This window comes from Tangfeifania diversioriginum (genome assembly GCF_900141875.1).
GTDB classification, from domain to species: Bacteria; Bacteroidota; Bacteroidia; order Bacteroidales; family Prolixibacteraceae; genus Tangfeifania; species Tangfeifania diversioriginum.
This window is the reverse complement of record NZ_FQZE01000038.1, coordinates 16,963-38,514: the sequence shown is the minus strand read 5'-3', so window position 1 is coordinate 38,514 and position 21,552 is coordinate 16,963. Positions and strand designations below refer to the sequence as shown.

Here is a 21,552-nt window from a genome sequence, read left to right as displayed (position 1 = left end):
CCCGCCAGCGCCGATGGTACTGCGTAAAAGTGGGAGAGTAGGCCGCTGCCGGATTTATCCAAAGCCCATGTTCAAAAGAGCATGGGCTTTTTTATGTTTTAACAATTTACCTGTTAATTTACGTGAAAAGTTTCTAACTTTTAACTACCAATTCCCTGCTTTTTTTAGTTTTGTCACAGCTTTAACAGAAACTATGCACAAATTCAATTTCATAAAAATAGTAGTAGCATTATTAACCCTTGTTCCTGTTATTGTATTTGCGCAAACTCCTCGCAATGAATTAAGTCAAGAGTCTGAAACGCCGCAACCTGACGAAAAACAAATTGAGCCAGTTATCCAATTATGGAAACTCGATGGATATGGCGCCTTCCGGGATTCACTCAGGCTGGATACATTACTTGAAAATTTTCATCTGTATAACCCTATATATAATGATGCAATTACGGTAAGTTATGTGGGGAATTATGGAACTCCGTATTTAAATCACAATTTTTTTAAACGCAGTTCTGACGTCGATTTTTTTTTCCTCAAAACAAGGGATGCTTATCTGCTAACACCTGAAAGAGTTGAATACTACAACACACGCACACCTTATACGTTACTCGATTTCAGTCAGAGTGAGCACCGTACCCGGAAGAATGAGACGCGTTTTAATGTTTTGCATACGCAAAATGTAAGCCCTTATTGGAATTTTACTTTCCGTTACGATCAGGCACGCTCGGTTGGCCAGTATAAAAACCAGGATGCCAAAAATAATTTTGTTACCCTGTATTCAAGCTATAATAAAGACAAATTACGTATTCACGGAGGTTTTATTACCAATAGCATCCAGAATAAAGAAAATGGAGGGCTCGATGGCGATGACCAGATTTTCAGTGGTGATGATACTGACTTGCTGAATGTAAAGCTGACTTCAACACGATCGAAATTTTCCAATTTTTATGTTTTTGCAAACGGCGAATACCGTATAGGCAGGTATATTGAAACCGGAGAGGAAAGGGTAATTGAAGCTGCCGAAGGGGAACCGGAGCAGGTTATTCCTGTAACTGAGTTTAAGCCGTTGGTCGGTTTTCTTTATTCTTTTGAATACCAAAATCACAAAAAAGAATTTATTGAAGATGAAGATACTACCACTTTTTTCAGGGAAACTTTTTATGATCCTAATTATATAAAAGATTCAATTCGCTTCAGGAAAATTGAAAATATCCTTCAGATAAAACAGTACGAAAACCCTGACCGGAAAACAAGTTTTGGCAAAAGAGCATTTATTGGACAGCAACATGTTTTAATGTCTTTTCCCGGCACCTGGGAGGGAATCGACAACCGACAGCGAAAGCCTTTTTCCAATGTATATGCCGGGGGGGGGATATTCAGGCAAACAGGTAGTTTCTGGCGGTGGAATTTTGAAGGCAAAATTTATTTACTTGGCAGAAATGCCGGGCAAACAGAACTTTCGGGAATCATTTCAAAACCATTGAAACTTTTTGGCGATTCGCTCGCCGGGTTGAATATAACAGGGCAGATTGAAAACAGGGTGCCCGAATTTTTTCAGGAAGAATTTAATGCCAAACACAACCGGTGGAAAAACAACCTGAAAATGGAGCAGCGGATGACCGCAAAAGGTAGTCTGAAAGCACCGGGGCGAAATTTGGAGCTGGGATTTAACTATTCGCTGATTAATAATTTTATTTATAATGATACAGCAGGTGTTCCCTCGCAGTTTGGGGGGCAGTTACTCGTTCTGGCAGCGCATGCCGACAAAAACTTTGTGCTGAACAATTTCCATTTCAGAACCCGTTTGTTGTGGCAAAAATCTTCCAATAAAAATGTACTCCATCTGCCCGATTTTTCTGCTTTTGTTTCAGCTAATTTTAATTTTGTGATTTCAAAAGTAATGTTTACATCAATTGGCATCGATGCCCGTTATAATACAATGTTTTATGCCGATGATTACGACCCTTCAACCGGTTTGTTCCATCTTCAAAATGAAAAGAAACTGGGCAATTATCCGTATATTGATGCTCATGTAAATTTGCGGTTGAAAAGAACAAGGGTGTTTTTCAAAATGATAAATATTGGTACTGAATTTATCGACAGGGAATATTTTACAATTCCTCATTACCCCATGAACCGTATGACGTTCAGAATGGGAGTTGCCTGGGCTTTTTACGACTAATGTTGTATTCTGGTACATATAAATCAGTTATTAAAATAGTTGGGCTTCTGTTATTTATTAGCCTGATGGGCGGTTGTGGCTGCGATAGAAAGAAAGTACAGGAAGAGCCGGCAGAAAAAGAACCAACTGACCTTGAGCTTATTAAAGAAGCAGGAGTGCTGAAAGTTGTAGTCGATTATAATTCAACCAACTACTTTGTTTACAGGGGAAAGCCAATGGGGTATCAGTACGATTTGGTGCACGAACTGTGCGAAGCTCTTGATGTGAACCCGCAGATTACAGTAAGCAATGATTTGGTGGAATCATTTGACGGATTACAAAACGGCCGGTTCGATATTATAGCCCAAAACCTTACGGTTACCCGGAAACGCAGGGAACTGGTTGATTTTACTGCCCCGCTCAAACAAACCCGGCAGGTGCTCGTTCAGCGAAAACCAAATCCAAACGATTCAAATACAGTCTATTTAAAATCGACCCTCGAACTGGCCGAAAAAAAAGTACATGTGCAGAAAAACAGTTCGTATTCCCGGCGACTTGTAAATTTATCGGAAGAAATCGGTTACCCCATCGAAATTGTTGAAGACTCTATTTATGGTGTAGAGCAGCTGGTTGCCCGTGTGGCGAATGGCGAAATTGATTATACCGTTTGCGACGAAGATGTGGCCCGGGTTAACAAAACCTATTACCGGAATATCGATGTTTCGCTGGTGATTAGTTTTCCGCAGAACATTGCCTGGGCCGTACGAAAAAATGCTTCTGACGACTGGAAAGCGTACCTCGATAACTGGATTACCGAATTCAAAAAAACCAGGAAACACGCAGTTTTGTATAACAAGTACTTTAGCAGTCCCCGCTCGAGTCACCGGATGGATAGCGAATACCACAGCATTACCGGAGGGAAAATTTCAGAATACGACCCTGTTGTGAAAGAGCTGGCAGCCAACCATGGCTGGGACTGGCGGCTGGTTTCGTCGATTATGTATGAAGAATCCCGGTTTAACCCCGAGGCCGAATCGTGGGGCGGCGCTTACGGGTTGATGCAATTGATGCCCAACACGGCAACTGCACTTGGGGTTACCGATATTACAGAACCCCGGGAAAATATCCGCGGTGGAATACTCATGCTGAACTGGCTCGATGAGCAATTACTCAACAGTATTCCCGATTCCACCGAGCGGATAAAATTTACGCTGGCTGCTTACAATATCGGGCTGGGACATGTAAAGGATGCGCAGCGGCTGGCCCGGAAATACGGCAAAAACCAGCATAAATGGGAAGGCAATGTCGATTTTTATTTACGCAATAAATCTTCTTCTAAATATTTTGAAGACCCGGTGGTACGATGGGGATACGCCCGCGGCGAAGAAGCCTACAATTACGTGCAACGCGTTACCGGAAATTATGAGCACTATTTGAATGTGATTCCGAAATAACGGGGAATTTTTATTCAGAATTTATTTTTGGGAGATTGAACTTTGTTAATCACATCATAAAACTCCGCCAGAATCATCAGCGTGGCGCCCCAAATGGTTTCTCCTTCAAAATGAACAGCCGGAACGGTGAGTTTTCCTGCAACGGTTTCCAGCTCAGTCATCTCTGTTTTGTTTTGATATTTTAGCAACGGGAAAAGAATTGTCTTTTCTACTTCATCGTCGCAGGTTACAAATTTGGGTTCAGCGTGCAGCCAGCCTACATAGGGGTGAATCAGGAAACCGCTGACGCCCACATACAATTCCGACAACGAACCGAGGATTTCAATTTTTTCAGAAGTGACTCCAATTTCTTCTTCCGTTTCGCGAAAAGCCGTTTGCAACGCTGTTTCCCCTTTTTCAATCCGCCCGCCCGGAAAAGCCACCTGGCTGGCATGGTGTTTCATGTGGGCGGGGCGTTTTATCAGGCAGATTTTTAATTCCTTTTTTTCTTCGAATAGCAAAAGCAGCACACTGCTCTTTTTCAGCTTGCTTTTTTCTTTTTCAGGCGCATGCAAATCGCGGTGGGGCGGAATCATTTTGCGGTGCGACTCCGGACCCGGAAGTTTCTTTTCCAGCGCTTTTATGATATGTTCACGAGAAATGTTCACGTGGCAAAAATAAGAATTAACGGTGATTTCTGTTTAATCGAACCGGATGGTTTTGTCGGGTGAAATTTTGCTCACAAGGTAGCTGGGCACAATCAGCATTAAAAAGGTAGCTACAACCGTTCCGGCATTCAGCAATAACAGGTGAACGATTGAAAAATTTACCGGCACCATATCCACATAATATGTAGTTGGATTGAGCTTGAAGACTTCAAAGGTTTTCTGAATAACGATGAAAGCCACGCCGATAATGTTTCCCCACAGCATTCCGCGCGATGTTAAGAAAACCGACAGGTAAAGGAAAACCTTCCGGATGCTCCAGTTGGGGCTTCCGAGGGCTTTCAGCACGCCAATCATTTTGCTGCGCTCCAGAATGAGCACCAGCAACCCGGAAATCATGTTGAAGCCGGCCACCAGCGCCATTAAAATCAGTATGACCCAAACGTTCATGTCGAGAATGTTGAGCCAGTCGAAAATCTGAGGGTACTCGCGGGTGATGTTGGTGGTGCGTAAAATAGCATCGTTTTCGCGGCTGTAGTCGAGCACCGTGTTGCGCACTTCCTGTTCGATTTCGTCAATGCGGGTAAACTCGTTTATCACTACTTCAAAACCGCTGATTTGGTCGGTCCGCCAGTTGTTCAGCCGTTGTACCTGCTGCAGGTCGCCAATTACAAAAAGGTTATCGAATTCTTCGAGGCTGGTTTGGTAAAAACCGCTGATGTCCAGCTGAAGCATTCGCGGGGTGCTTTCATCTTCGTTAATGAAATAGAGCACTACTTTGTCGGATATGTTAAGTTGGAGCAGATTGGCAACCTGTTTCGAGATAAGTATTTCGTTTGAGCGCGCTGAATCGTTCAGTTCAGGCAAGCGGCCTCCCACCAGGTTGTTCTTGAAAAAATCCCAGTCGTATGCATCATCAACTCCCTTAAAAACAATACCCTGAATGTAATCGTCGGTTTTAATCATGCCCGGTTTGGTGGCAAAAACCTGCACTGTTTTTACCCCGTCGAGTTCATTGAGGCCACTCAAAAAAGATTGTTTTCGTGAAACGGCCTTGGTTTCGTACGAGTTGTTCGAATCGAAATTGATCACCTGGATGTGGGAGCCGAAGCCAATCACTTTTTCCCTGATTTCGTTTTTGAAACCGGTAACCACGGCCACGGAAATAATCATAACAGCCAGCCCGAGTGCTATTCCCACCAGTGCTATTTTAATGATATTCCGCGACAAGAGCTTTTTGCTGCTCTTTTCGAAAAATAATCTGCGCGAAATAAAAAGCTCCGTGTTCATGCGTGAATAATTACGAATTTATGCCGGCTGTTGCCTCGGCATTTTTAATTTCTTCCATTTTCCTCCGGTTGATAAACGGAAGTACCAGCATGGAAATTATGCCTACCACAATTATCATCCCGTTCATCGAGGTGTGGGCCACAAAGGCAAAAATAATCCCATTTTCATTGGCTACTCCGTAAAGCGCCAGGGCCTCTTTGGCCATGAAATGCCAGGCACCAATGCCACCCTGCACCGGGGCAACCATGCCAAAACTTGCCAGCACAAAAGTAGTTAATCCGGCCAGCGGGTTCAGGTCGCGGGTAAAGTCGAAAGCGAAAAATACCACGTAAAGCATCAGGTAATATAGAAACCAGATAAGAAACGAGTGAAAAAAGAACCAACCTTTTTTTTCTATCGACCGGATGGAAACAAAACCTTCTTTGAGGCTTTCCAATACCTCGGTAATTTTCCGGTAAATGAGCGTGTTTTTTAGTGTTCTCCTGAAAACATAAATAGCGATTATTAAAGCCATCAGCCCGGCAATCAGAAAAGGGGAGTAAAAAACAGACTGCAACCTCGATTCAATTCCCGGGTTGCTGTGCAGGAAATCGAGCATTTGGCCAAACTGCGCGAAAATAACGATGGCCAGAAGCAGGAGCAGCGAAACCATATCCACGGCCCGTTCAGCCACCACGGTGCCCAGCAGTTTTGTGAATGAAATTTTTTCGTATCGCGAAAGCACTCCGCATCGCGATATTTCGCCCATGCGCGGGAGTACCAAATTCATGAGGTAACCAATCATTACGGCCAGAAAAGTATTGATAAAACGCGGTTTGTGGCTGATGGGTTTAATCATGAGGCCCCAGCGTAGTGTGCGGCTCACATGGCTGAACAACCCAATTACAAGCGAAATAATAATCCATGTATAATTGACATCATTTTTCAGTACCGATTTTATCCGATCAATGTCGTGGTCTTTATAAATTAGCCAGAATAAAAACAAGCCGATAGCGAGAAAGGCAATGAACTTTATAATTTTTGAAATTGTCTTTTTCAAAACCAGAAAATTTAAAATTATGTATTGCCCTGACTTTTAGTTTTCTAACTTACGTTTGGTTTAAAAACTAAAAATAAGTGGCAGTTTCAGTTACTCAGTAGCTGACAAAAATATAAATTTGTTTGATTAAACAGGTAAATGAAATGAACGATCAGGAAAGTGATGAATATGGTGGTCCGTCCCAAAAAGAACCTTGGTCAGCATTTTTTAAGGGATCAGAATATTGCCCGTAAAATTGTTGACAGCCTTGGGGGCTCAATTCCGGATGTACTGGAAATTGGGCCCGGAATGGGAGTGCTCACTCGTTTTTTGGTTCAGCGACCAGGGCTGAATGTTCATCTTGTTGAGATTGATAATGAATCGGTAGAATACCTCAAACTCCATTTTCCTGAACTCGAAAATCGCATTTATTCCGAAGATTTTTTAAAATGGAACCCAGCCTGTCTTCCTGAGTTATTCAACATAATCGGCAATTTCCCTTACAATATTTCATCGCAGATATTTTTCCGTATCCTGGAGTTGCGCAACCGGGTGCCACAGGTGGTGGGCATGATTCAGAAAGAAGTGGCCGAAAGGATTTCGTCGAAACCGGGAAATAAAACATACGGAATTTTGAGCGTTTTGCTGCAGGCCTGGTACGATATCGACTATTTATTTACCGTTCCCGAACAGGTTTTTGTCCCTCCCCCGAAAGTAAAATCGGCCGTTTTACGGCTCAGGCGCAATGATGTAAAAGCATTGCCCTGCAACGAAAAGCTGTTCTTCGAAATTGTGAAAATTGCTTTTAACCAGCGACGAAAGATGCTCCGGAATTCCCTGGGAAACCGGAGCCAAAACTTGCCTGAAAAGTTTGCCACTCAAAGGCCGGAGCAGCTGTCAGTTGACGATTTTATTGAATTGACGGGATGTATTGAAAAACCTTAAAAAAAAACGGAGTATGGATGTAGAAATTACACGAGAATATATCGATAAGCTGAAAGAGCTAATTGAAGCCGAGAGCAACTCGGAGATAAAGGCATGGATGGAACCGCTCCATCCGGCCGATATTGCAGAAATAATGGACGAATTAACCATGGAGGAAGCCCGGTATGTTTACCTGCTGCTCGGTGGTGAAAAAGCATCGGATGTGCTTATCGAAATCCCTGAACAGGACCGGAAACGGTTTTTGAAAGAGCTGCCTCCGGAGTTGATTGCCAGTAAGTTCATCGAGTACATGGACTCCGACGATGCTGCCGACATTATGGCCGACCTCGACGAGGATCTCAAAAAAGAGGTGCTCATGGAAATGGAGGATACTGAACAGGCCGGCGATATTGTTGATTTGTTGGAATACGAGGAAGATTCGGCTGGTGGTATTATGGCCGTGGAATTGGTGTCGGTAAACGAAAACTGGACCGTGGCTACTTGCCTGAAGGAAATCAGCCGGCAGGCAGAAGAGGTGGATGAAATCTATTACATTTATGTTACCGATAACAATGATAAGCTGAAAGGCGTATTGTCGCTAAAAAAACTGATTCTGAACTCCACCGGCACCCAAATTTCGAACATTTATAACCCAGATGTCATAAGCGTAAGTACGGGAGCCCGGCAGGAAGAAGTAGCCGAACTGATGGACAAGTACGACCTGGTTGCCATCCCCGTGGTTGATGACATTGGCCGGCTGAAAGGCCGGATTACGTTCGATGACGTGATTGACTTTGTGCGCGAAGAAGCCGAACGCGATTACCAGATGGTTTCGGGTATTACCGGTGACGTGGAGCCTGGCGACAAAGTGTGGCAGCTCCTGCGTGCCCGGTTTCCATGGCTGCTTATTGGGCTGCTGGGAGGTATTATGGGAGCGCTGGTTTTGGGCTCGCACGAGAGTGAACTGGCGCAGGTTACCGAGCTGGCGTTTTTTATCCCCCTGATTGCCGCTATGGCGGGTAACGTAGGGGTGCAATCTTCTTCCATTGTAGTACAGAGCATTGCCAGCGGGGTAAAAGAAATCGAATCGACGTGGAAGCGTTTGCTGAAGGAGGTGCTGGTTGCACTGGCCACGGCAACTATTTTTGCTATACTGATATTTGTTTACAATTATATTAGCCAGGGAAATATGAACCTCACTTTTTCGGTTTCCATCTCCCTTTTTATTGTTATTATTTTTGCCTCGGTTTTTGGCACTTTTATTCCCATGCTGCTACACCGGTTAAAAATTGACCCGGCACTGGCCACCGGCCCGTTTATTACCACCATGAACGACATTATCGGGTTGTTTATTTACCTCGGAATCGGAAAAATGTTTTTTGAGTTGATATAATGGCCTCTCCTTAGTCATACCCTCACTCGGAGTGAGGGTATGACTAAAGAAAAGTTTCAAACCGTATTCATCGCTTCCACGGGATTCAACCGCGAAGCAGCCCGTGCCGGCATCAGCCCGGCTACAAAGCCGATAACGCTTGAAATTAAAAGCCCCCGGATAATATTTGCCGCGGTTAGGGTAATGGTAAAATCGGTGGCGTAACTTACCACCAGCGTTCCGAAGAAAATAAGGAGCAACCCTACGATGCCTCCGATTACAGAAAGGACAATTGCCTCGAAAATAAACTCGAACAAGATGAAATATTTTTTGGCGCCCAGCGATTTTTCAATGCCGATAATTTTGGTGCGTTCTTTTACCGAAACAAACATTATGTTGGCAATCCCGAATCCTCCAACAATAATGGAGAATCCCCCGATAATCCAGCCGGCCATGTTGAATACCACGAAGAACTGGTCGAACTGGCTGGAAATGAGGCTCACTTCGTTCAGGGCAAAATTGTTTTCTTCGCGTGGTTTCAGCCGCCTGATGGAGCGCATCACACCTTCCAGCTCGGCCTGGAACTGTCCCGGGTCAACATTGGGTTTTGCTTTTACGCAAATGGTTTGCCCGGCATCGTTGTTTCGTATATCAACCATGTAAAACGATTTCAGTGCGGAAATATGGATGTAATTGTCCATGCTGGTGCCAAACATATCTTGGCCCGTGCGCTCGTAAAGGCCGATAATTTGAAACCGGAACCCCTGGATTTTTATGAATTGCCCAACCGGCTCCACCTCAGGAAAAAGTTTGTTCGCAATTTCGGCACCTATCAGTGCCACGGGGGCACCGGAATTCATTTCACTTTCAGTAAAATAGCGCCCGCGGGTAACTCGCAGGTTCCAGATATCGAATAAATCGTGTGTGGTGGCCATAACGGTAACATTGTCGATTTGATTGCTCCCCGACTGTATGGTGCGGTTAAAGCCGTAAAAAAAAGCAGCATGCTGAAATGAAGAACTTCGGCGCATAATTTCTTCCGATTCCTCGATTTTCGGAACCGGGCGGTTTTGGTATTTCCACCACGGATATTCCACCTCGCCCTCGGGAGGCGCCCACGGCCATTTCTGAATGTAAACCATGTTGCTGCCCAGTGAATTGAGGCTGTCGCGAATATAGCTTTCGAGCGAATCGATGACCGTGAAAACCGAAATGATGGCAAAAATACCAATGGTAATACCCAGCAACGAAAGCAACGTGCGCAGTTTATTTACCTTCAAAGAATTAAAGGCAAATGAAAAACTTTCGAAAATGAGTCGTGCCAAAAGCATTATTCTACTTTTTTTATAAAGATATTAATTGTTCCGTTCGCCTGCTAATAAATTTTTAGATCAAGCATGAACTTCTCACCACAGCTTATTAGTGTTAATTTTTCTTAATGATTACAAGCGGATTTTGAAACTGTTTGGAATCTTTCTATTTTAATGTGCCTCTTTTTTAAGCGGGAACCTGATTTATTTTGAGGATTTTATATTTATTCATTTTTTAAAGGTGGATAAAACGATTTCCGTTAACAATAAAAAGTAGTGTAAACTTACTGTTTTATAACAGGATGTGAATTGATTTTTCTATCTTTGCAATCAAATTTCAAAAAAGGAGTAAATGGCTGATAATAAAAAAATTAAGACCGCCCTTGTTTCGGTTTATCACAAAAAAAATCTGGATGGGATCATTCAAAAGCTGAATGAATTAAATGTAAAAATAATCAGTACCGGCGGAACAAAAACATTTATTGAGTCGCTGGGAGTTGAAGTTACATCAGTTGAAAGCCTCACCGGTTATCCGTCAATTTTAGGAGGCCGTGTAAAAACATTGCACCCGAAAATTTTTGGCGGTATTTTGTCGCGCCGCGATAACCAGGGCGATGTCAGCCAGTTAACCGAATTTGAAATTCCGGAAATTGACCTGGTGATTGTCGATTTGTATCCGTTTGAAGATACGGTTGCATCCGGCGCAGTTGAACAGGATATAATCGAGAAAATCGATATCGGCGGCATTTCACTCATCCGCGCTGCTGCCAAAAATTTTAAAGATTTGGTGATTGTTCCTTCCCTGAATGAATATGGACACCTGCTGGATTTGCTGAACGAAAAAGAAGGCGAATCGACGGTGGAAGACCGGAAATGGTTTGCCGGAAGGGCATTTGCCGTTTCTGCGCATTACGATGCGGCCATTTTCAGTTATTTCAATAATGATGATGAAAGTGCTGCTGAGCGCATCAGCCTGAACAATGGGAAAGTGCTTCGTTACGGTGAAAACCCGCACCAGAAAGCCACATTCTTCAAATTCAAAAATTTGCCGGGCGATATATCACTGGCCGACGCAGAAGTTTTGCAGGGCAAAGCGCTTTCGTACAATAATATGCTCGATGCCGATGCGTCCTGGAAATCCGCCAGCGATGCGTTTAATGCAGTAACTCATCTTGACAACAAAGTGGCGGTTTCGGTGGTGAAACACCTTAATCCGTGCGGGTTGGCAGTAACCGGCAATATTCTTGAGTCGCTCGAACTGGCCTGGGCAGGCGATCCAATCAGCGCGTTCGGGAGTATAATCTGTTTTACTGATACGGTTACCAAAGAAGTGGCAGAGTGGTTCAGGAAAAAATTTGTGGAAATTATTATTGCCCCGGAATTTACCGAAGAGGCACAGGAAGTTTTCAGCAAGAAGAAAAATTTACGCCTGCTGGTAACCCCGGTAAAACCCGAAACAACAAATGAAAAACTTTACCGTTCAATTAGCGGCGGAATGCTGCTTCAGGACGAAGATGAAGGCGTGGACAACAACTTTGAAAATGTTACAAAGAAACAATTTGATAAGGCAAAAATGAACCTTTCAAAATTTGGCACAGTAGCCTGCAAACATTTAAAAAGCAATGCCATTGCAGTGGTGACCGAAAAAGAAAACGGTTCGTTTTGGCTCACGGGAGCCGGAATGGGGCAGCCCAACAGGCTCGACAGCCTGCGGCACCTCACAATGCCCCGCTTTGAAATGAAAGAAGGAGTGGAAATTTCCAATTCGGTACTGATTTCCGATGCGTTTTTCCCGTTCCGCGACAGCATTGAAGCGGCCAATGAGTACGGCGTGAAGTACATTGTTCAGCCCGGCGGAAGCATCCGCGACCAGGAAGTTATCGATGCCTGCAACGAGTTCGATATCGCCATGGTATTTACCGGAAGGCGGCATTTTAAACATTGATTTTAAATAGTTAACAAAACATGGGATTATTTTCTTTTTTAACACAGGAAATTGCCATTGACCTTGGAACGGCCAACACCATAATCATTCATAACGATAAAATTGTTGTGGATGAACCATCGATTGTAGCCATCGATTTAAAAACCGAAAAAATGGTAGCCATTGGCGAAAAAGCCAGGCAAATGCAGGGAAAAACCCACGCCAACCTGAAAACAATCCGCCCGCTGCGCGATGGCGTGATTGCCGATTTCAACGCGGCGGAACAGATGATTAGGGGAATGATTAAAATGATTAACCCCAAATCGCGGATGTTCTCTCCTGCACTGAAAATGGTGGTTTGTATTCCCTCGGGCAGTACCGAGGTGGAAGTGCGTGCGGTGCGCGACTCGGCAGAGCATGCCGGAGGCCGCGAAGTGTATATGGTGTATGAACCCCTGGCGGCTGCCATCGGAATCGGGCTCGACGTGGAAGCGCCCGAGGGAAACATGGTGGTTGATATTGGCGGCGGGACCACTGAAATTGCTGTGATTTCGCTGGGCGGAATTGTAACAAACAAATCCATCCGCATTGCCGGCGACGACCTTACTTCCGATATTATGGAGTACATGCGTCACCAGCACAACATTAAAATTGGTGAACGCACCGCCGAAGAAATTAAAATTCATGTGGGCTCTGCGTTATCGCAACTGAAAGACCCGCCATCCGATTATATCGTTCAGGGACCAAACCAGATGACTGCACTGCCCATAGAAGTGCCGGTTTCGTACCAGGAAATTGCCCACTGCCTCGAAAAATCGATTTCGAAAATTGAAACGGCAGTGCTGAGCGCCCTGGAACAAACCCCACCCGAACTTTATGCCGATATTGTGGCCAAAGGAATTTGGTTGGCTGGTGGTGGTGCGCTGCTGAAAGGGCTCGATAAACGACTGAGTGATAAAATCGGTATTCCCTTCCACGTGGCTGAAGACCCGCTCAGGGCCGTGGTGCGAGGGACCGGAATTGCATTGAAAAATGTGGATAATTTTTCGTTCCTGCTCAGGTAGTGCTCGGGAAACTGCTTTTATTTTACTTCAGAAAATTATTGATTTACAAAATTTTGTTCGTGTTTATTATCGGTACACATTTTAGAGTATGAGGAGTTTACTCAGGTATTTATTGAAGAACTACGCATTTGTGCTGTTTCTTCTGCTGGAAGGGGCAGCACTCGCGCTGGTTTTCAATCATAACAGCTACCAAAAATCAAAATACCTGAATTCTTCCAATCGCATCACCGGAAATATTTACCAAACCTACAATTCAGTGGTCGATTATTTTCACCTGAACCGTATCAACAAAGAGCTTTCGGAAGAAAATGCATGGTTGCGTTCGAGGGTGGAGAACATAACCGGCGTACCGGCGATCAATGATTCGCTGGTTGTTACACTGGAAAGTGCCGATTCAACATATCGATTTATTTCGGCCAAAATAATCAATAATTCAGTGAACAAGCCATTCAATTATTTCACACTGAACAAGGGCAGAAATAACGGCATAAAACCGGATCAGGGAGTGGTTACCGGAAAAGGAATTGTGGGCGTTGTTACGCATGTTTCCGATTCGTATGCTGTTGGTTTGTCGGTTTTGAACAGCCGGTGGAGTATTTCTGCTATGCACAAAAAAAGCGGAAATTATGGTTCGTTAATATGGAGGGGCAACGATTACAGGACAGCCGATTTAACAGAAATTCCACTGCATGTTGACATTTCGCCGGGCGACAGCATCATTACAAGCGGGTACTCGTCAGTTTTTCCGGAAGGAGTAATGATTGGTACCATTCAGGATTTTTCGCGGCCCGATGGCGAAAATTATTTTAATATTAGCGTGCAGCTCTCAACCGATTTTAAGGCATTGTCGTATGTTGAAGTGATTGAAAACCAGGATAAGCCTGAAATAAAAGAACTTGAAAATATAATCAGGGATGATCCGATGGCTAATTAAATATGTAGTAATTTTTGTGGTGCTTGTTTTAATACAGGTGCTGTTTTTAAACCAGATGCAAATCAGCGGATATCTTAATCCGTACATTTATATTCTGTTTGTGATGCTGTTGCCCCTGAGTGCACCGCGCTATATCGTTTTACTGTCAGGGTTTTTAATTGGGTTGACTGTCGATATTTTTTCAAACAGCCTGGGGTTGCATGCGGCTGCAACTGTTTTTATTGCTTATATACGTCCATTTATTATTCGCTCCATCTCCGACCGTGAAGAAGAAATCAATGATTATCCCGGGCTGAAACAAAATAAGTTTTCATGGTTTTTATATTATTCGGCTGTAATGGTGTTTTTTCATCATTTTATACTTTTTTACCTTGAAATTTTTAGTTTCACACAATTTTTTAGTACTCTTTTGCGTGTAGTGTTGAGTTCGTTGTTATCGGTTTTTGTTATAGTATTAAGTCAATTTTTAATTTTTAGGGAGTAGGTTAGGGTGAACAGTTTCTCAAAACGCAGCTATGTAATTATAGCCATTTTTTTACTTACCGGGTTGATTTACGGCGCCAGACTATTTCGGTTGCAGGTGCTCGATCCAACCTATAAGGTTTATGCTACAAACAACGTGTTGCGTAACGTGGTGCAATATCCTGCCCGGGGTTTAATATACGACCGCAACGGAAAATTGCTCGTGCACAACAAACCGGCTTACGACCTTATGATCACTCCCCGTGAAGTTGAAGCGTTCGATACCCTGTACCTATGCAATCTTCTTAAAATTGAAAAAGAAAAAATTGAAAGAAGAATTCAGGAAGCAAGGGATTATTCGCTTTACAAACCATCCATTTTAATTAAGCAGATACCGCCCGAAAAATATGCGGTTTTGCAGGAACGTATTTACCGGTTTAAAGGCTTTCACACACAGCGAAGAACCCTGCGCGAATACAGCCATCATTCGGCAGCCCATGTGTTGGGGTATGTAGGCGAAGTTACAGCTGGTAATATTGAAAATGACGACTATTATAGTCAGGGCGACTATATTGGGCAGAGTGGCATTGAAAAATCGTATGAAGAGTGGCTGCGCGGAAACAAAGGGATAAAAAAATACCTGGTTGATGTGCATAACCGGATTCAGGGTAGTTTTTTGGAAGGTGTGCAGGATGTGCCGGCCCAGATTGGAAAAAACTTAACCACCTCGCTCGATATTGAATTACAGCTTTATGCCGAAAAACTACTGCAAAACAAAAGGGGGAGTGTAGTGGCCATTGAACCTTCAACCGGCGAAATACTTGTGCTGGCAAGTGCCCCTGCTTACGATCCCGGGCTGCTGGTTGGGCGCGTAAGGGGCGAAAATTACGCCATGCTGCTCACCGATACCCTGAAGCCGCTTTTTAACCGCGCGCTGATGGCCGAATACCCCCCGGGGTCAACCTTTAAGGTGCTGAATGTGCTGGTTGGGCTCGAAGAGCAAACTATTTCAACGCACACACTTTTCCCATGCTACGGCCCTGCTTCGGTTCCCATTCGTTGTACACACAATCATGGTTCTCCCAACAATGTGGTTGAAGCCATTCGCGAATCGTGCAACCCGTTTTTGTGGAATACTTTTCGTTCCATTTTGTATAGTGCTGAAACCTCGGCGGAAGGTTACAATATTTGGCGCGACCATGTGCTCAATTTCGGTATCGGGAAAAAGCTGGGAATTGATTTGCCTACCGAGCTGAAAGGCAGCCTTCCCAAGGAAGAGTATTATAACGGGATTTATGGTGCAGGTCATTGGAATGCAATGACTGTCCGTTCGCTTGCCATTGGTCAGGGTGAATTGGGCGTGACACCACTTCAGCTGGCCAGTTACTGTTCAGTTGTTGCCAACCGCGGATTTTACTATCCGCCCCATGTTGTAAAGGAGATTGAAGATGGCAGCCTGGACAGGGAGTTGAAAACAAAAATTGAAGTGGGCATTGCTGAAGAACATTTTGAACCCGTAATTGAAGGCATGCAGCAGGCAGTTGAGCAAACCAATACGGCTTATTTGTCGCGAATTCCGGGAATTGCCATGTGCGGAAAAACAGGAACTGCCGAAAATCCCCATGGCTCCGATCACTCGGTGTTTATGGCATTTGCCCCGCGTGAAAATCCGCAAATAGCCATATCGGTTTATGTTGAAAACGGAGTTTGGGGCACACGTTATGCAGCGCCAATTGCCAGCCTGTTGGTAGAAAAGTATTTGAACGATTCAATTGCAGATAACCGCAAATGGGTGGAAACCCGCATGATTGAAGCTAATTTGTTAAATCCAAATCAACCGAAGTAATATGCCAAGAAGAAACAGTGTTTGGACAAACATCGACTGGCTTACCGTTTTTCTCTACCTGGTACTGATTTTTTTGGGCTGGATAAATATTTATTCCTCGGTTTACGATACTGATCACCAAAACATACTGGATGTTTCGCAACGCTACGGGAAACAAATGATTTGGATTGCGGCCGCACTCACACTGGCATTTGTCATTCTTATCCTGGAAACCAATTTTTATGTCTTCTTTTCCTACATCATTTACGGAATAATCATTTTATTATTGATTCTGGTGTTGTTTGTCGGGACCGAAATTAACGCGTCCAAATCGTGGTTCACCATCGGCGGTTTCAGCATACAACCTGCCGAGTTCGGGAAATTTGCCACCTCCCTGGCCCTGGCCAAATATATGAGCTCATTCGGTTTTAAACTGAAACGATTTAAATCGTTTGTTATAATTGGCCTGATTGTGTTTTTGCCGGCCGCTCTTATTTTGTTGCAAAACGATACCGGGTCTGCGTTGGTCTATTTTGCTTTTGTTTTGGTACTTTACCGGGAAGGACTTTCAGGGATTTTCCTCTTTTTTGGCGTTTGGATTGCGCTCTTGTTTGTGTTTTCGCTGGTACTTGAAGGTGTTGTTTTGTTTGGATTGCTGGCGGCTTTGGCGCTTGTCATTTTCCTGGCTTTAAATCCTTCTATTAAACAATTTTTTGTAGTGGCCGGAATTTTTATTGTCAGCTTCTTCTTACTGGCAGGTGTCAATTATGCTTTTGGTTCTGAATTTTCAGGAGAACAGGTACTGAGAGGCACTTCATTGCTTTCCGGTGGGCTGGTGCTTATTTATAGTTTGTTGAAAAGGTTGAAGAATTACGCGTTTATTGCATTAATTTTTATTGGTTCGGTGCTCCTTTCTATTTCAGTTGACTATGCATTTAACGAAATACTCGAGCCTTACCATCAGGCGCGTATTAACGAACTGCTCGGAATTGAATCCGATCCTCAGGGCGCAGGGTATAATGTGAACCAGAGTAAAATTGCCATTGGGTCAGGTGGCATGTGGGGGAAAGGCTTTTTAAATGGCACCCAGACCAAATTTAATTTTGTGCCCGAACAAAGCACCGATTTTATTTTTTGTACCGTTGGCGAAGAGTGGGGGTTTGCAGGAACGTTCATGGTGGTAATCCTTTTCATGGTTTTGCTTTCAAGGCTGGTTATGCTCGCTGAACGGCAGCGCTCCGGGTTTTCACGAATTTACGGTTATTCAGTAGCGGCAATTCTCTTTTTTCATGTGATGGTGAACATTGGTATGACCATTGGCGTAATGCCGGTAATTGGAATTCCGTTGCCATTCTTTAGCTACGGAGGATCATCGCTCTGGTCGTTTACCATATTGCTTTTTATCTTTATCAGGCTCGATGCCAGCCGCCTCGATCACCTGTCAGACCAGCCATGAACCTGATAAACTTCATGTTTGTTTTGTGGACTGGTTTTTGTACATTTGCCGCGCCTTGAAAAATCAGCAATTTTATGGTTTTGCGATGCCTCAATGGAGGTATATTTCAAGCAATTAGTTATAAACTTTAATAGTTCTTTATAAATTTTTTTTTGGCTTATGATGAAGTATAGATCTTTTTCGCTCCACAATTTCAGGCAAATTCCGCAGATGGAATTTCTTACTGAAGAGCAGAAATTTAATATTGAAGTAGTGGGGACTGTTTTGCCCTTCAAAACAAACAATTATGTAGTTGATGAACTGATTGACTGGGAAAACTTTGAGAAAGATCCGTTCTTTATTCTGAATTTTCCGCAAAAAGAGATGCTCGATGAGGCAAGTTTCAGTAAAATAGCTAATCTGTTAAAAAATAACGTTCCCAAAAAAGAACTTCAAAACGAAGTCAAAAAAATCCGATTAAAATTAAATCCCAATCCCGCCGGTCAGGAGAGCAATGTGCCGGTTTTAAACGGAAAAAAACTCACAGGTATTCAGCATAAATACAGGGAAACCATGTTGTTTTTCCCGTCGCAGGGACAAACTTGCCATGCCTACTGCACGTTTTGTTTCCGGTGGCCGCAGTTTGCGCTCAATGAATTTAAGTTTGCCATGAAAGAGGCCGATACGTTGATCGAATATCTGAAGGCCAATCCGCACATTACCGATGTCCTTTTTACCGGAGGCGACCCGGCAATTATGAAAACCCGCTTTTTTGAGTCGTATTTCAATGCCCTGGCCGATGCGGATTTGCCGAACCTGAAAAATATTCGCATTGGTACAAAAGCACTGGCTTACTGGCCCTACCGTTTTACTACCGATGAAGATGCCGGCGATCTTCTCCGCCTGTTCGAAAAGATGAAAAGGAAGGGGATAAACATCGCGCTGATGGCTCATTTCAATCATCCGGATGAGTTGAAAACCGATGCCGTGAAAGAAGCTGTGAAAAACCTGCTGGCCGCCGGAGTTCAAATTCGCTCGCAATCTCCGGTCATGAAAAATATAAATGCCCATCCTGATATCTGGGCCCGAAACTGGCGGGAGCAGGTAAAGCTGGGCATCATCCCCTATTACATGTTTATTGCCCGCGATACCGGTGCGCAGGATTATTTTGCTGTTACATTGCAGCAGTGCTGGCAGATTTTCAGGAATGCCTACAACCAGGTGAGTGGAATCTGCCGGACGGTGAAAGGCCCCAGCATGTCATGCAGTCCAGGTAAAGTACAGGTGGTGGGTGTTTCCGAAATTAATGGCGAAAAGGTGTTCGTGCTTAACTTCCTGCAGGGGCGCGACCCCTCATGGGTAGGCCAGCCGTTTTTTGCCAAATACAACCCCGATGCTATCTGGATTGACGATTTGGAGCCCGCTTTCGGCGAATCAAACTTTTTCTTTGAAGAAGAATATTACGAAATGCTGGCCTGAACTACTTCTTTTTGAAGATAATAGGGACCGGTGATGGGAAATTGAAATTTTCAGCACCGGTTTTTTGTGCGGTTTCAGGGCGTTACCACAAAACCGGGTTTTTTAATTTCAACCCCAAAATCCTTTTCCACATATTCAATCATTTCCAGCATAAAAGCCGTGAAGTTTTCCTGCATGAAATTGAAATTCAGTTCCAGCGTATCCATTGCCTGAGTTGCATTTTCAGGTAGTGAAGTGTAGCGGCTCATTATCTCCAGCGACTGGCGGATCCCTTCGGGCCGGGCATACGATTCCAGCCGCTTGTTTTTTATGAGCACGGGCAAAAATCCCTTCACCCGCGCCGGCAGGTAAAAAAAGTGCGTCAATAAAGCTGAATGGGCTTTGTTGGTGTAGCTGCGGAGCGGGTAGGTGGAGTAGTGGTCCCAGTTGCGGGCTAAAAAATGGTCGTAAAAAAGATCGGTAATAATGCCGGAATACAGGCCGAACTCTTCCCGCAGCAGTTTTTTTACTTCCCTAAACCGGGGGTGCTGGTCGGTAAAGGTGTCAATCCGGCGGTGCAGCAAAATTCCTTCTCTTATTTTACCCGGGTAATTCAGATAGTTTTTCCCTTTCACGTAATCGCCAATAAAATTGCCCGTGAGCAGTTTGTCATCCTCGCCTGAAAGGTATAAATGTGCCAGATAATTCATTTCCTCTGTTTTTGAAAGAGAACGCCAAAGTACGAATAATGTTTTGATTACAGCGGTCCCGGGGGGGGCTTTTGACTGCTGTTGAATTCTGCCGGAGAGCTGAACAAAAAAAACCGATGAGCCATGAGTTTTATCCTGTTTTTTCCGGCCAATTACGTTTAAATTTTGAAGAATTTTTAAAACTACAAACTTATGGCTAAGCAACGCGTAATAATCATGGGAGCTGCCGGTCGCGACTTTCATAATTTCAACACCTTTTTCAGAAATAATACTGATTTTGAAGTAGTGGCTTTTACCGCCAACCAGATTCCGGGAATTGAAAACCGCCGTTATCCGGCCGAACTGGCCGGGACACTTTACCCCGAAGGAATTCCTGTTTATCCTGAAACTGAAACGGAAAAATTAATAAAAGATTTGAAGGCTGACATTTGTGTGTTTTCATACAGTGATGTACCCAACCAGCGGGTAATGCAGGCCAGCGCCCGTGTGAATGTATCGGGTGCATCCTTTATGCTGCTGGGGCCCAAACAAACCATGCTCAGTTCAACCAAACCGGTCATTTCGGTGTGTGCCACCCGCACCGGTTCGGGCAAAAGCCAGACCAGCCGCAAAATTGTACAAATACTTATGGGGGAAGGCCTCAGGGTAGTTGCCATACGGCATCCTATGCCTTATGGCGACCTTGTAAAACAAAAAGTTCAGCGCTTTGCAACCCTCGATGATTTGGCCAAACATGAGTGTACAATTGAGGAAATGGAAGAGTATGAACCTCATATTGCCCGGGGTAATGTGATTTATGCGGGCGTTGATTATGAAGCAATTTTGCGTGCCGCCGAGAATGATCCCGATGGTTGCGATGTAATTTTGTGGGACGGCGGCAATAACGATTTTTCGTTTTACCGGCCTGATTTATCCATTGCAGTTACCGACCCGCACCGCGTGGGGGCCGAACTGACCTACTACCCGAGCCAGGTGGTGCTGCAGAGCAGCGATGTGGTGATTATCAACAAAATTGATACAGCAACGCCCGAAAGTGTAGAGCAGCTACGTAAAAATATTGAATCCGTGAACCCGGCTGCAACTGTAATTGACGCAACAAGTCCTGTACATGTTGAAAGCAAAGATGTAATAACCGGCAAGCGCGTACTTTGCGTGGAAGATGGCCCCACGCTCACCCATGGCGAAATGAAAATTGGAGCTGCAGTTGTGGCCGCCCGCAAATTTGGTGCGGCATCAATTGTTGATCCACGGCCATTTTTGGTTGGCGAGCTCAAGAAAACGTTCGAAAAATATCCTAATATCGGTAAATTGTTGCCTGCAATGGGGTATGGGGGAAAACAGGTGCAGGATCTTGAAGAAACCATCCGGAATACCGATTGTGATTCGGTAGTAATTGGAACGCCAATTGACTTAAAACGTGTGATAAAAATTGATAAACCCAGTACCCGTGTGTTCTACAACCTCGAGGAAATTGGCCAACCCAAACTTTATGAGGTGCTTGAACAATTTGTTAATAACCATTTCCCTGAAATTTGAATCATTTTTCATTAATCACTACTTTTGCAGCTGGAAA

17 protein-coding genes are annotated in these 21,552 nt (G+C 44.1%); 12 read left to right on the top strand and 5 right to left on the bottom strand.

Annotation, left to right across the window (positions count from 1 at the left end; all coding sequences use genetic code 11):
• Positions 1-193 precede the first annotated feature (193 nt).
• Together BUC07_RS18110 and BUC07_RS18105 are read left to right on the top strand one after the other, a co-directional pair.
• Positions 194-2,176: a putative porin gene (locus BUC07_RS18110; RefSeq protein WP_073173126.1), complete on the top strand. Its 1,983-nt coding sequence runs from the start codon at positions 194-196 to the stop codon at positions 2,174-2,176.
• Positions 2,176-3,609 carry an MltF family protein gene (locus tag BUC07_RS18105; protein WP_073173122.1) on the top strand — a complete coding sequence of 478 codons (1,434 nt, stop codon included), beginning with the start codon at positions 2,176-2,178 and terminating at the stop codon, positions 3,607-3,609. The genes BUC07_RS18110 and BUC07_RS18105 overlap by 1 nt, the downstream gene beginning before the upstream one ends.
• A 14-nt stretch (positions 3,610-3,623) precedes the next feature.
• On the opposite strand, the gene BUC07_RS18100 is transcribed toward BUC07_RS18105, so the two are convergent.
• From BUC07_RS18100 to BUC07_RS18090, 3 genes are read right to left on the bottom strand one after another with little or no spacing between them, the layout of a single operon-like run.
• The gene (locus BUC07_RS18100; protein WP_073173119.1) at positions 3,624-4,256 is read right to left on the bottom strand and encodes an NUDIX hydrolase; all 633 of its coding nucleotides are present in this window, start codon (positions 4,254-4,256) and stop codon (positions 3,624-3,626) included.
• A gap of 33 nt (positions 4,257-4,289) precedes the next feature.
• Complete coding sequence (locus BUC07_RS18095) at positions 4,290-5,543, bottom strand: ABC transporter permease (protein ID WP_073173116.1); 1,254 nt, start codon at positions 5,541-5,543, stop codon at positions 4,290-4,292.
• A 10-nt stretch (positions 5,544-5,553) separates the two neighbouring features.
• Entirely contained in the window at positions 5,554-6,582 is a 1,029-nt protein-coding gene (locus BUC07_RS18090; protein ID WP_073173113.1) for a lysylphosphatidylglycerol synthase transmembrane domain-containing protein, read from the bottom strand.
• A gap of 162 nt (positions 6,583-6,744) precedes the next feature.
• Here BUC07_RS18090 and rsmA point away from each other — a divergent pair, with 162 nt between their 5' ends.
• Both rsmA and mgtE read left to right on the top strand, forming a co-directional pair.
• Complete coding sequence (gene rsmA / locus BUC07_RS18085) at positions 6,745-7,506, top strand: 16S rRNA (adenine(1518)-N(6)/adenine(1519)-N(6))-dimethyltransferase RsmA (protein WP_073173110.1); 762 nt, start codon at positions 6,745-6,747, stop codon at positions 7,504-7,506.
• Between the two features lie 13 nt (positions 7,507-7,519).
• Positions 7,520-8,878 carry a magnesium transporter gene (gene mgtE, locus BUC07_RS18080; protein WP_073173133.1) on the top strand — a complete coding sequence of 453 codons (1,359 nt, stop codon included), beginning with the start codon at positions 7,520-7,522 and terminating at the stop codon, positions 8,876-8,878.
• A gap of 56 nt (positions 8,879-8,934) precedes the next feature.
• On the opposite strand, the gene BUC07_RS18075 is transcribed toward mgtE, so the two are convergent.
• Entirely contained in the window at positions 8,935-10,188 is a 1,254-nt protein-coding gene (locus BUC07_RS18075; RefSeq protein ID WP_073173107.1) for an ABC transporter permease, read from the bottom strand.
• Positions 10,189-10,519: 331 nt separating this feature from the next.
• On the opposite strand from BUC07_RS18075, the gene purH reads away from it, so the two are divergent.
• The 7 genes from purH to BUC07_RS18040 all read left to right on the top strand — a co-directional run bounded on the left by purH (position 10,520) and on the right by BUC07_RS18040 (position 19,290).
• Positions 10,520-12,112, top strand: coding sequence for a bifunctional phosphoribosylaminoimidazolecarboxamide formyltransferase/IMP cyclohydrolase (gene purH, locus BUC07_RS18070; protein WP_073173104.1), 1,593 nt, complete (start codon positions 10,520-10,522; stop codon positions 12,110-12,112).
• Positions 12,113-12,132: 20 nt separating this feature from the next.
• Complete coding sequence (locus tag BUC07_RS18065; RefSeq protein WP_073173101.1) at positions 12,133-13,155, top strand: rod shape-determining protein; 1,023 nt, start codon at positions 12,133-12,135, stop codon at positions 13,153-13,155.
• Between the two features lie 88 nt (positions 13,156-13,243).
• Positions 13,244-14,089: a rod shape-determining protein MreC gene (gene mreC / locus BUC07_RS18060; RefSeq protein WP_073173098.1), complete on the top strand. Its 846-nt coding sequence runs from the start codon at positions 13,244-13,246 to the stop codon at positions 14,087-14,089.
• The gene (gene mreD / locus BUC07_RS18055) at positions 14,070-14,573 is read left to right on the top strand and encodes a rod shape-determining protein MreD (protein WP_073173096.1); all 504 of its coding nucleotides are present in this window, start codon (positions 14,070-14,072) and stop codon (positions 14,571-14,573) included. The genes mreC and mreD overlap by 20 nt, the downstream gene beginning before the upstream one ends.
• 6 nt (positions 14,574-14,579) lie before the next feature.
• On the top strand, positions 14,580-16,397 hold the full coding sequence (gene mrdA, locus BUC07_RS18050) for a penicillin-binding protein 2 (RefSeq protein ID WP_073173093.1): 1,818 nt from the start codon (positions 14,580-14,582) through the stop codon (positions 16,395-16,397).
• A 1-nt stretch (position 16,398) separates the two neighbouring features.
• Positions 16,399-17,832, top strand: coding sequence for a rod shape-determining protein RodA (gene rodA, locus BUC07_RS18045; protein ID WP_073173090.1), 1,434 nt, complete (start codon positions 16,399-16,401; stop codon positions 17,830-17,832).
• A gap of 159 nt (positions 17,833-17,991) precedes the next feature.
• Positions 17,992-19,290 (top strand): KamA family radical SAM protein, encoded by a 1,299-nt coding sequence (locus BUC07_RS18040; protein ID WP_073173087.1) that lies wholly within the window; start codon positions 17,992-17,994, stop codon positions 19,288-19,290.
• Between the two features lie 74 nt (positions 19,291-19,364).
• Here BUC07_RS18040 and BUC07_RS18035 read toward each other — a convergent pair whose 3' ends face one another.
• On the bottom strand, positions 19,365-19,979 hold the full coding sequence (locus BUC07_RS18035) for an acyl carrier protein phosphodiesterase (RefSeq protein WP_073173130.1): 615 nt from the start codon (positions 19,977-19,979) through the stop codon (positions 19,365-19,367).
• Between the two features lie 192 nt (positions 19,980-20,171).
• Here BUC07_RS18035 and BUC07_RS18030 point away from each other — a divergent pair, with 192 nt between their 5' ends.
• Positions 20,172-21,515 carry a cyclic 2,3-diphosphoglycerate synthase gene (locus BUC07_RS18030; protein ID WP_073173084.1) on the top strand — a complete coding sequence of 448 codons (1,344 nt, stop codon included), beginning with the start codon at positions 20,172-20,174 and terminating at the stop codon, positions 21,513-21,515.
• Positions 21,516-21,552: the final 37 nt, after the last annotated feature.